The organism is Flavobacterium tructae (assembly GCF_002217475.1).
In the GTDB taxonomy this organism is placed as follows: domain Bacteria; phylum Bacteroidota; class Bacteroidia; order Flavobacteriales; family Flavobacteriaceae; genus Flavobacterium; species Flavobacterium tructae.
The window spans coordinates 1-10,978 of the sequence record NZ_MUHH01000062.1 but is presented as its reverse complement, the minus strand read 5'-3'; the positions used below and the strand labels follow the sequence as shown (position 1 = coordinate 10,978).

10 protein-coding genes are annotated in these 10,978 nt (G+C 34.4%); 6 read left to right on the top strand and 4 right to left on the bottom strand.

Going from position 1 to position 10,978, the window contains the following annotated elements; genetic code table 11:
• Positions 1-717: 717 nt before the first annotated feature.
• Positions 718-1,572 (bottom strand): CvfB family protein, encoded by an 855-nt coding sequence (locus tag B0A80_RS19665; protein ID WP_089078399.1) that lies wholly within the window; start codon positions 1,570-1,572, stop codon positions 718-720.
• A 166-nt stretch (positions 1,573-1,738) separates the two neighbouring features.
• Here B0A80_RS19665 and B0A80_RS19660 point away from each other — a divergent pair, with 166 nt between their 5' ends.
• Positions 1,739-3,088 (top strand): M28 family metallopeptidase, encoded by a 1,350-nt coding sequence (locus B0A80_RS19660; protein ID WP_089078398.1) that lies wholly within the window; start codon positions 1,739-1,741, stop codon positions 3,086-3,088.
• Positions 3,089-3,166: 78 nt separating this feature from the next.
• Here the strand turns inward: B0A80_RS19660 and menD are convergent, their stop codons facing one another.
• On the bottom strand, positions 3,167-4,831 hold the full coding sequence (menD, locus tag B0A80_RS19655; protein ID WP_089078397.1) for a 2-succinyl-5-enolpyruvyl-6-hydroxy-3-cyclohexene-1-carboxylic-acid synthase: 1,665 nt from the start codon (positions 4,829-4,831) through the stop codon (positions 3,167-3,169).
• Positions 4,832-5,011: 180 nt separating this feature from the next.
• On the opposite strand from menD, the gene B0A80_RS19650 reads away from it, so the two are divergent.
• Both B0A80_RS19650 and B0A80_RS19645 read left to right on the top strand, forming a co-directional pair.
• Positions 5,012-6,190, top strand: coding sequence for a thioredoxin family protein (locus B0A80_RS19650; protein WP_089078396.1), 1,179 nt, complete (start codon positions 5,012-5,014; stop codon positions 6,188-6,190).
• Between the two features lie 36 nt (positions 6,191-6,226).
• Positions 6,227-6,724 (top strand): GNAT family N-acetyltransferase, encoded by a 498-nt coding sequence (locus B0A80_RS19645; RefSeq protein WP_070907999.1) that lies wholly within the window; start codon positions 6,227-6,229, stop codon positions 6,722-6,724.
• Positions 6,725-7,086: 362 nt separating this feature from the next.
• Here B0A80_RS19645 and B0A80_RS21135 read toward each other — a convergent pair whose 3' ends face one another.
• Together B0A80_RS21135 and B0A80_RS19635 are read right to left on the bottom strand one after the other, a co-directional pair.
• Complete coding sequence (locus tag B0A80_RS21135; protein WP_394364284.1) at positions 7,087-7,227, bottom strand: SymE family type I addiction module toxin; 141 nt, start codon at positions 7,225-7,227, stop codon at positions 7,087-7,089.
• A gap of 461 nt (positions 7,228-7,688) precedes the next feature.
• Positions 7,689-8,276 carry a glutathione peroxidase gene (locus B0A80_RS19635; RefSeq protein ID WP_070907997.1) on the bottom strand — a complete coding sequence of 196 codons (588 nt, stop codon included), beginning with the start codon at positions 8,274-8,276 and terminating at the stop codon, positions 7,689-7,691.
• A gap of 838 nt (positions 8,277-9,114) precedes the next feature.
• On the opposite strand from B0A80_RS19635, the gene B0A80_RS19630 reads away from it, so the two are divergent.
• The 3 genes from B0A80_RS19630 to B0A80_RS19620 all read left to right on the top strand — a co-directional run bounded on the left by B0A80_RS19630 (position 9,115) and on the right by B0A80_RS19620 (position 10,900).
• Complete coding sequence (locus tag B0A80_RS19630) at positions 9,115-9,645, top strand: RNA polymerase sigma factor (protein ID WP_017498502.1); 531 nt, start codon at positions 9,115-9,117, stop codon at positions 9,643-9,645.
• Complete coding sequence (locus B0A80_RS19625; RefSeq protein WP_089078394.1) at positions 9,645-10,433, top strand: anti-sigma factor; 789 nt, start codon at positions 9,645-9,647, stop codon at positions 10,431-10,433. The genes B0A80_RS19630 and B0A80_RS19625 overlap by 1 nt, the downstream gene beginning before the upstream one ends.
• An 89-nt stretch (positions 10,434-10,522) precedes the next feature.
• Positions 10,523-10,900, top strand: coding sequence for a DoxX family protein (locus B0A80_RS19620; RefSeq protein WP_089078393.1), 378 nt, complete (start codon positions 10,523-10,525; stop codon positions 10,898-10,900).
• The last annotated feature ends 78 nt before the right edge of the window (positions 10,901-10,978 follow it).

Here is a 10,978-nt window from a genome sequence, read left to right as displayed (position 1 = left end):
CAATTGGTATAATCTTACAAATAATAGTAATTTTAACAGTAGTTTTAAAAAATAATATTTAATTTTACCACCTAGAAATCAATGAGATACATTTTATTTCATTGACTAGAAGATTGATTTTCTTTCACTGATTTATTAACCTAAAAAATGATTTTTTTGAGAAAATTTAAAAATTTTGTCGCTCATTATTTTACGGTTTTTATTCATACGCCGTGGATCAATGAGCAAATGATTTATTCATTTGTTGAAACTTCGAAAAGGAGATAGTAACACCTAAGGTTAAAAGCTGGAATTGTTTAAGAATTAGTATGAGATTGATTACGAAAAGAGGAAAAAATACTAATGAAAACTTTCTACAAGTTATTTTATCAAACTAAATGGGTCGAGCCGTGAAATTGAGTTTTTGCTTTTAATATGAATTTATAAATTGTTTAAAGACATACCCATTTCAGAAAATAGTTTCTAAAATTTTTAAAGCTATTATTTTTTGAATGGATTCGAGTTTATTTTATTTCTGTTTTTTTTTAATTACAATTTTTTTTAAAACTAGAATAAAAAGGGAAAGGCTACTTGTAATGAGTAGCCTTTCCTGTTATATACTGGAGAAATTTCAAAAAAAATCCAAAATCCAAATTCCAAGAAATAAAAAATTCCAAATCCCAACAGCACTGATATCCCATTGGAATTTGGAATTTGTATTTTAAAAATTTAGAAAATTTATTCCTTTATCAGATAAATTCCGTCTTCTTTAATTTCAATGAGTTTTTCTTTATACAAAGCTCCAACAGCCTTTTTAAACGTTTTTTTGCTCATTTTCAGTACCGTTTTAATATCTTCCGGATGTGAATTGTCATTCAGACGCAAGAAACCACGATTAGCTCTTAATTCGTCCAGAATCTTCTCTGCATTCGGCTCAATACTTTGATATCCCTGAACTTGCAACGCTACGTCGATTTTATGATCAGGACGGATATTTTTAATATAACCACGCATTCTGTCTCCGGTTCTGATGGCGTCATCATACACCTCGTCTTTGTAGAGCAATCCTTTGTGTTTCTCATTAATGATTACATTTATACCAATCTCGGTAATATGAGAAACAATCAATTCTACTTCCTCCCCTTTTTCAACGGTCAGTTGCTCATTGCTCAAAAACTGATTGGTTTTGCTTGAAGCTACCAGACGATTTGTTTTTTCGTCCATGTACAAATACACCAGGTAACGTTTTCCTTTTTCCATTGGACGGGCTTGCTCTTTAAACGGAACAAGAATATCTTTTTCCATCCCCCAATCCATGAAAGCACCAACATTATTGATATAATTCACTCTTAATAGTGCAAATTCATTTAACAGAATATAAGGCTCTAAAGTAGTTGCCACCGGACGCTGTTCGTGGTCCAAATAAACAAAAACGATTAATTCTTCACCGATTTCAAACTCGTTTGGAACGTATTTGTTGGGTAATAAAATATCGTGAATTCCTTCAGGGTCTTTCTCAGGGTTACCTAAAAACAAACCAACTTTGGTATCACGAAGTATAGTAAGGGTATTGTATTTTCCTATTTCAATCATATGCTAAAAATTCTAAGCTGTTAAGCAGCTAAGTTTCGAGCTGCAAATGTACGAAGTTTGAAAATGGTAATCCTAAAAATGTTTCTAATTAAAAAAAGGCAGTTGCATCTTATTCTAATTTATTCCTTTTGGTTACATTTGAAAACCTATAATTAATCCAAAACCAATGAAAAAGACCATTTTCTATTCTATTTTTACCTTCTTATTTTTTGCTCATATTGCCACTTCACAGATTACAGAAGATCCTGAAATAAAAAAAATGATTGGCGAAATCAAAGCCGAAAATCTCGAAGCTACTATTCATAAATTAGTTTCGTTCGGTACCAGACACACGCTTAGCGATACCAAAAGTAAAACCAAAGGTATCGGCGCGGCACAACAATGGGTAAAATCGGAGTTTGATAAATTTGCCCAGGAATCTGGGGGAAGACTAACTTCTAAAATCGATTATTTTGATGTAAAAGCCGATGGAAAACGAATCGCCAAAGACAGCCAACTAGGAAATGTTATGGCGACCTTAAAAGGTACGGATCCGAACGACAATCGTGTGCTTATCATAAGCGGACATCTGGATTCCAGAGTTTCAGATGTGATGAATGTAAAATCTGACGCTCCGGGAGCCAATGATGATGGTTCGGGTGTTGCAGCTGTTATCGAACTGGCCAAAGTAATGAGTAAAAGATCGTTTCCTGCTACTATAATTTTTGTCGCGGTAACCGGTGAAGAACAAGGGCTTTACGGTGCCCGTCATTTGGCTGAATTGGCCAAAGCAGCCAACTGGAATATTGTAGCCATGCTAAACAATGATATGATTGGAAACAGCCTCTCAAGCGGTACAAATTTAAGAGATAACACACAGATCAGGATATTTAGCGAAACCATTCCGTTTACAGAAACTGAAGAAGAAGCCAAGATGCGCAAAGCAACAAACCGTGATAACGACAGTCCGTCACGATTATTAGCCCGTTATATCAAAACCGTTACGGAACAGTATGTAGATCAATTAAAAGTAAAATTGGTTTACCGAAACGATCGTTTTCTTCGTGGTGGAGATCATACTCCGTTCAGTCAAAATGGTTTTACTGCTGTTCGTTTCTGCGAAATGAATGAAAACTTCAATCATCAGCATCAGGATTTAAGAACTGAAAATGGTATCCAGTACGGTGATCTTGCTGAATTCATGGATTTTGACTATTTGAGAAAAAATACCTGTTCGAACTTGGCAACACTGGCTAATCTAGCCTGGTCGCCAAAAGCACCTTTAAATGTGGGAATCGAAGTAAAAGAACTTTCCAATTCTTCTACCTTAGCCTGGACTGCACCTCAAGGACAAACTCCTTTTGGTTACCAGATTTTAATGAGAGAAACTTCATCGTCTCATTGGGAGAAAACTTTTTTTGTAAAAGAAACCAAGGCCGAAATCCCCTATTCTAAAGACAATTACTTTTTTGCCGTACAAAGTATTGATGCTTTAGGACATGCAAGTTTACCGGTATTTCCGGTTCCAATTCGTTAATTTCTCTTACTATCATAAAACAAAAAAGACGCAAGAAGGTAAGTATCTTTGCGTCTTTTGTAATTTATAGTTTTGAGTCTAAACCAACTCTTTAAAATACTGCTTTAAAACAATATCATTCTCAGATGTTGGCGTGAATACTTCCAAAATACAAGGAACATTATTTGTAGCATAAAGCGACTTAATACCTCCCGTTAAAGATTTCTCATCTGTGGCTGTAAAATAATTCATCTTATACATTTTGGCCAGATGTTCGGCTGTCAAATGATGTGACGTTTCGAAATAGGTATTAAAAACCGGTTTTTCTTCATGGCCTGGAAGAATCCTAAAAATTCCTCCTCCTCCATTATTGATTAAAATAATCTTGAAATTTTCAGGTATGTACGAATTCCACAAAGCATTGCTATCGTAAAGAAAGCTAATATCTCCGGTAATAAAAACGGTTTGTTTATCGTTTCCTACTGCTGCACCAACTGCTGTTGAGGTACTTCCGTCAATACCGCTGGTTCCGCGGTTACAATAAACTTCGATTGAAGGATCAATCTCAATTAACTGTGCATAGCGAATGGCCGAACTATTGCTAATTTGCAACTGACTGTTTTTAGGAAGTGATCCGATTACTTTTTCAAATACTTTAAAATCTGAAAATGTAATTTTACGCAGATATTCTTCTTTTCTGATTTTTCTTAAATCGTAAATTTGATCAATTTTAGAAAAATAATCACTTGCTGCAAATTCTGTCTTCGGAAGCAGCGCTTTGAAAAAAGCATCAGGTTCCATTTCAAAATGCTTCGTTAAAGCATTAAAGGTATCATAAGCACGTAACGTATCAATATGCCAGTGATGTTCGGGTTTGTATTTTCGTAAAAAAGCTTTAATACGTTTGGATACAATCATACCTCCAAAAGTAATTAACACTTCCGGTTCAAGATCTTTAAAATCAGCATCATCAAATGGCGTAATTAAAGTATCTATGCTATTAATAAAACTCGGATGATGCAAATTTGATGTGGTCTCCGTAAGTACTACAATTGAGGGATCTTTGGCAAAGTTTTCCAGAATTTCTTTATCGACAGAATTCACTTCGTTTATTCCTCCAATAAGAATTAATTTTCTTTTTGAAGCATTCCAAATAGAAACAGTCTCTGCTTCGTTTTCTATGGTTCCTGTACTGATAATTTCCTCTAAATGGGTAATTGTTGGCGCTACAGAAAGTTCTGAAACGGTTTCGTATAAAGGTTCTTCAAAAGGAGCATTAATATGAACAGGGCCTTTTTGAAGTATAGCTGCTTCTATGGCTTTGTTGATCTTTAAATCGTTTTCTATTGAAGCTTCTTCAGTCAAATTTGCGTCGTAAACAGAATGGTTCTGAAAAACATTCTCCTGACGAATGGTTTGTCCGTCACCAATATCAATCTTGCTTTGCGGACGGTCGGCTGAAATAACAATAAGTGGAATCTGACTGTAAAATGCTTCGGCTACAGCCGGATAATAGTTCAACAAGGCAGAGCCTGAAGTACAAACCACTGCGGTAGGCATTTTGGTATGCTGTGCAATTCCCAATGCAAAAAAGGCGGCACAGCGCTCGTCGGCAATACTGTAACAGTTAAAATTAGGGTTTTGAGCAAATCCTATCGTTAGAGGAGCATTTCTTGATCCCGGAGAAATAATAATATTAGTGATTCCTTTGCCTGAACAAATTTCGATAATGCTTTGTGCAAGCGCTATTTTGGGGTAAATCATTCTTATGGTGTATTACTTTTTGAAAAGAGATTTACAGTTATAAAACTCTTTTTTTAACCTCACAAAGTTACAAACTTCGCATTGGATTTAACTTATAAATAGGAAGATATTAAAAGGAGTTTCCCGAAAAAGGGAATATATTTGTAAAACTGATTATTTCTATACAAAAACAAACCGATTATGCGCTTTTTATATTTATTTTTTCTTTTTATATCCCTACAGACTACATCGGCTCAAAATCAATTTGTTGCTGATGACATGCCTTATAATACCGCTCTGAACAATGCCAAAGCGCAAGGAAAACCGGTTTTTCTAATGCTTTATGCCGATTGGTGTCCGCATTGTAATTTGATGAAAAAAGAAGTTTTTAGTGATCCTGCTGTGATCGATTTTCTAAAGAAGAATTATGTGTGTGTCTGGAAAAATATTGAAAAAGAAGAAGGAACTGCACTTAAGAATAAATTCAATACAAAATCTTTACCTTCCTTTTTATTTATAGACCCTGCCGCCGAAACCCTTTTGTATGCTTTAAAAGGCGAATTAAAAAAAGAGGTTTTTATGACAGAAGCAAATAATGCCTTAAATCCGAAATTGCAATTCCCTTATCTGGAAAAAGAATTTCTCGCTGATCCTTCTAATGTCGACAAATTTTTCAACTATCTGAACACGCTGAAAAAAGGAAAAGACCGTACTGACTTATCAATTCCAACACATGTTTATCTCCATACACAATCTGATGCACAATTAATTAGTGAAACCAACTGGCGAGTGATTGCCAATGGGGTTACCGATATCAAATCGAGGGAATTTCAGTATGTATTAAGTCATAACAAGGAATTTGCTGCTGTGGCCTCTCAAAGTCGTATCGATCGTAAGATTGAAAATATAGTCACAGAATCGCTTCGTCCGTATGTTGATAATTTGGACACTACAAACTATTACAAACAAAGAGAAATTGCAAAATCAATACGCTTGCAAAAAGTAGATTCACTGGTTTTTAAATTTGACTTAACTCTGGCAGAACGAACCGAAAAATGGCAATTTTACAAAAAAGTTACTCTTGAAAATACACAAAAGTTAGTTTGGAATGATGCCACTTCTCTGAAAGATATCGGACAAACTTATTTAAAGCATATTTCGGATACCGAGAGTTTAAAAAAAGCAATCGAATGGATAAAACATGCTATTGAACTGAATGATTCTTACGATGGAAATCTACTTCTGGCAGGGCTCTATCAAAAAATAAAGGATACGAAACTGGCCTTGCAATATGCTAAAGATGCCAAAGAAATCGCCAAAGAAATGAACTGGAACTCCAAAGAGGTTGATGCTTTACTGGTGGAACTAGGCAAACGTTAATCTTCTAAAAAACACATCGTATATACTCAAAAAACTATGAGCCTAAACCTTAGACCGGCAACAACAAACGATTTAGAAAAGATTCTGAATATTGTAAACCATTCGATTCTGCATACCACCGCAAACTACAGTTATGAAATTCAAACCCTTGAAGTTCAAACAAAATGGTTTGAAGACAAAAAAGCTAAAAATCTGCCCATAGTGATTGCCGAATTAGATGGCGAAGTAGTAGGTTTTGGGAGTTACGGACAATTCCGTGAGAAAATTGGGTATCAATATACCGTAGAACATTCTGTATATGTGGTAGATACTGTTATCGGAAAAGGTATTGGATCTCAGTTACTGTCAGAACTCATTCGTTTGGCTAAAGAACAGGGGTATCATGTTATGATTGGAGCTATTGATGCCGACAACGCCGGAAGTATTGCTTTTCATGAAAAATTTGGATTTGTCGCAACCGGAACACTTCGTGAGGTGGGATATAAATTTGATCATTGGCTCGATTTGGTTTTCATGCAATTAATATTGAAATAAACAGCTTTAGAAATACAAAATAAGAAACCCGCTAAAAAAATAGCGGGTTTTGTTATTGATCTAACAAAAGCTGAAAAGAAAAGGGCTGAAAGCCCAAAAAGCAACAGCATAGTGCGTAGTACTTTGAGTTAGATTAGGGGGTAAAATTGCCCTGAAAGGGCAAAAACAATCTTCATTCCCTATAAATCTCAATAAAAACCGTTCACAACTCTTAGAGAATCTCACACAAAATGTGCAAGATGCATTTCTTTGCGATCAGGCTTTTGCCCTTTCAGGGCGTAACCCAATAATTGTTGTCCTCATTCATAGTGCTATGCACCATGCTATTGCTATAGCTCTTTCAGAGCATCAGTTTTCCAAAATTATCTCTTTCCTCTTTTTATAATAAGCGTGCCTTTCATTACCGTAACGGTTACCCCTTCGCAGGGCTTAAAGCCTGCTTCCTGTAACCAATTACCGCAAAGATGTATATAGGGAACAACTTTTGCAGGTGGTTTGTACATACACCTGGAACGTGACCTTCTATAAAATGGTTGAATCTTGATCCGACGAACAGATAATACATCGGGTGGTTTTTTAATTGCAGTGTTTACTGCAACGCGATTTGTTTTTTCTGTGTTTAGCATTTCAGAAAGTATTTTAAGTAGGAGGAAATAAATACGGTCCCAGCCTTTCCCGTTGCTAAACACCTCAAGGGCTGTGGGCACATTAATGCACCACACGGGGGTACTGAAACCGCGTATGTTTACTTACAGACATAAAAAATGCCCATAAAAATATTGGGCAGAATTCTCCGCCCTTGAGTATGTTTAGCAGGGTAAAAGTACAAAATGAAATTGTATTGACCAACAACTAACAAAATGAGTCAGAACAATGTTCTTTGTGCTTATTTATAGACAAAAAAAATCCACAAAATTGAAAGTGAAATTTCAATTTTGTGGACTAGATTTATTGTTTTCTTCTTTTAACCTTTAATCCAGTTGATTACTTCCGGATCTGTTGGCAATGTTCTTGGCTTAATCACTTTTACCAACTCCCCTTTTTCGTTAATCAGGTATTTTTGAAAGTTCCATTCAACTTCAGAATCCTTCAAGCCATTTTTTGATTTTTGTGTTAAGAATTTGTACACTTCACACATATCACTTCCTTTTACAGAAACTTTATCCATCATTGGAAAAGTTACACCATAATTTTGCTGGCAGAATGTCTCAATCTCTTTATTTGTTCCAGGCTCCTGCTCGGCAAAATTATTAGCAGGAAAACCAACAATTACGAATCCTTTATCTTTATACTCTTTGTAAATTGCTTCCAGATCTTTGTATTGAGGAGTTAAACCGCATTTTGATGCCGTGTTAACAATCATCACTTTTTTTCCTTTTAGCGAAGCAAAATCAAAAGTGTCTCCTGATAAATCTTCTACTTTAAATTGATAAATCGTTTCTTTTGTCATAGGTTTATCCGTTTTAGATAATTTCTCTTTACTGGTTTGTGCCTGAATTTTAGTACCGAACAAAAGGGCAATACTACAAGCTATAAATACTACTTTTTTCATTGTTTATTTTTTTATAAAATTAGTTAAATTCTCTTCTCAAAATTCACTTTAAATTCTTTATTTTTTGCTAAACATACGTTAAATAAAAAATGAAGCCTAACGTTAATCAGACGTTAGGCTTCCCCCCATACAAACAAATCAAACCATGAATTAATTGTTATTCCCTTTTTATATCGTTATATTAAAAATAGTTGATGCCCCGGTTATAGTGCTCATACATTTCAAAATTCCAATCCCTCAGGCGTATCTTTTTTAACGGCTTTTATTTATTATTCTGGGCAAGAGTTGGACTACCTTCATTTTTTTGGAAGTCCGAAGACATCAACTGATCTACTAATTCCTAAATAATGTATTATCGCTTATTACAAGCTCTGAATTCTTATGAACAAGTCCTTTACGGAAATCACTTTTACTGAATCCCGCCAGCGACAAAACTGTAGTCAAACCAACAATCAGTATTTTCAGTTTATTTAAGCTATTCATGACAAATAAATTTTTATTTATTAAGACTTACTTTACGATTTACTCTTTCTAAATATTAATTTTCATTACTAATTCTTAAAACAAAAGTGCTGTTAAAAAATTCCAATCTTCTTCATTTTCAAACTTTTGCTATTTACGACACTATAAATCCGATGTTATAATAGCATTTACGTAATTGGATTGCTTTTGGTTTTAAAAAAATCAAAAAAAAAGTAATATTTTTTTCAAACCCCTTATTTTCCTAGGTTTAAGACTACTAAAAAAAATAAAAAATTCACGAAAAAATAAATTATCTTTATCTCAGGTTAGACATAATGTCCCTTAAAATTTTGTTCCAACTTAAAATACTACACCTATGAGTCAAGAAGAATTATTAGTTTTAATTTACAAGAAAGACGAACGAGCTTTTACCCATTTGTACGATATGTACTCGAAAAGTTTGTTTTCTGTTATTAATGTTCTCATAAAAAACCGTGAAGAAGCCGAAGATGTTTTACAGGAAGTTTTTGTCAAAATCTGGAAAAACATCGATTCTTATAATGAGAGTAAAGGCCGATTTTATACCTGGATCCTTAATATTGCAAGGAATACCTCCATTGACAAGTTAAGATCCAAAAATTTTAATAACAGTCAAAAAAACCTTTCTTCAGATAATTTCGTAAATCTGTTAGACGACAGTAATAAACTCGTTAATAGAATTGATACTATTGGAATACAAGAGTTTGTAAAAAAATTAAAACCAAAATGTATCGAGATTATTGATTTATTATTTTTTAAAGGATATACCCAACAAGAAGCTTCAGAAGAATTGGCAATGCCATTGGGGACTATCAAGACGCAAAACAGAAACTGTATTAATGATCTAAGAAATTATCTAAAAATATAATGGAAGCAAAAGAGTATATAGAATCAGGAATTCTGGAACTATACGTTTACGGTTTATTGACCGAAACTGAAAATCTGGAAATAGCCGAACTGGCTAAGAAAAACCCGGAAGTTGATCAGGAAATTATTTCGATAGAAAAAGCTATTGTTGCTTTATCATCAAGTTTTTCTCCTTTTCACTCGGTAGCCAATTTTGAGAAGATAAAAGCCCGTTTAGAGCTGAAACACGGCAAAGTAGTCGACATGAAACCAGCTTCGAACTGGTCACAATATGTAGGCTGGGCTGCGGCGGTGTTACTGCTTTTAGGCTTTGGATATCAAACTCTGGAATTGACAAAAACGAAAGAAACTATTGCTACTGTTGGGACTGAGAAAAACAAAATTGAAAAAGATTACGCTTTCTTAGATCAGCAGAACAAGCAAACCGAAAAAAGTCTGACTATTGTAAGAGACATCAAAAACACGGGTGTAACACTTGGCGGACAAGCCGTTTCTCCAAGTTCATTTGCAAAAGTGTACTGGAACAAAGAAACGAAAACAACGTATATTGATGCTGCCGGTTTACCAAAACCTCCAAAAGGTATGGTATATCAGGTTTGGGCTTTAAAATTAAGTCCTGTACTAACTCCTACGAGTATTGGTTTATTGAGCGATTTTGAAGGAAACTCTCAAAAAATATTTGCTGTTAATCAAACTGATTCAGCAGAAGCTTTTGGAATCACTTTAGAGCCTGCCGGAGGAAGCCTGACGCCTACAATGGAACAATTGTATACTTTAGGGAAAGTTTAAAACATAACACATCTTATCACTTAAGAAACGCATATTCAATTTAATATGCGTTTTTTTATTACTTTCAATTAAAATAACTCGAAAAAAATATGAATGGAAATTTACTTTTAAGAACTGCAGTCGCTATTATTCTCCTTACCCATTCTGTCTTCGGAATGTTTAATAACGGAATCAATGATTTTGGAAATCTATATTTAAATCAGATTGGCTTCGCTCCTTTTGGCGTTTTTCTGGCCTGGTCTATTAAACTATCCCATGTAGTAGCAGCCATTCTTCTGCTTAGTAACAAATACGTTAAACCGGCAGGGTTTGTCACTATCCTCATACTAATAATGGGAATAATCCTTGTTCATTTTCAGGAAGGCTGGTTTGTTGTAGGCGGTGGAAGAAACGGTGCCGAATATAATTTTTTACTCATTATTGTTTTAATCGTTATTATGTATCCTAATGGATTCAAAAAAAAATAGCCCCTTTTTTTGAATGAATTTTTACAAACCGCTTTTAAATAAAAAAAGATTCAGCTTAGCTGAATCTTTTTTTATTTA

Excerpts from the sequence above, each read along its gene's own strand:
- B0A80_RS19665 (WP_089078399.1), bottom strand. The coding sequence starts at position 1,572 with ATGATTGAAATAGGAAAATACAATACCCTTACTATACTTCGTGATACC.
- B0A80_RS19660 (WP_089078398.1), top strand. The coding sequence starts at position 1,739 with ATGAAAAAGACCATTTTCTATTCTATTTTTACCTTCTTATTTTTTGCT.
- menD (WP_089078397.1), bottom strand. The coding sequence starts at position 4,831 with ATGATTTACCCCAAAATAGCGCTTGCACAAAGCATTATCGAAATTTGT.
- B0A80_RS19650 (WP_089078396.1), top strand. The coding sequence starts at position 5,012 with ATGCGCTTTTTATATTTATTTTTTCTTTTTATATCCCTACAGACTACA.
- B0A80_RS19645 (WP_070907999.1), top strand. The coding sequence starts at position 6,227 with ATGAGCCTAAACCTTAGACCGGCAACAACAAACGATTTAGAAAAGATT.
- B0A80_RS21135 (WP_394364284.1), bottom strand. The coding sequence starts at position 7,227 with ATGTACAAACCACCTGCAAAAGTTGTTCCCTATATACATCTTTGCGGT.
- B0A80_RS19635 (WP_070907997.1), bottom strand. The coding sequence starts at position 8,276 with ATGAAAAAAGTAGTATTTATAGCTTGTAGTATTGCCCTTTTGTTCGGT.
- B0A80_RS19630 (WP_017498502.1), top strand. The coding sequence starts at position 9,115 with ATGAGTCAAGAAGAATTATTAGTTTTAATTTACAAGAAAGACGAACGA.
- B0A80_RS19625 (WP_089078394.1), top strand. The coding sequence starts at position 9,645 with ATGGAAGCAAAAGAGTATATAGAATCAGGAATTCTGGAACTATACGTT.
- B0A80_RS19620 (WP_089078393.1), top strand. The coding sequence starts at position 10,523 with ATGAATGGAAATTTACTTTTAAGAACTGCAGTCGCTATTATTCTCCTT.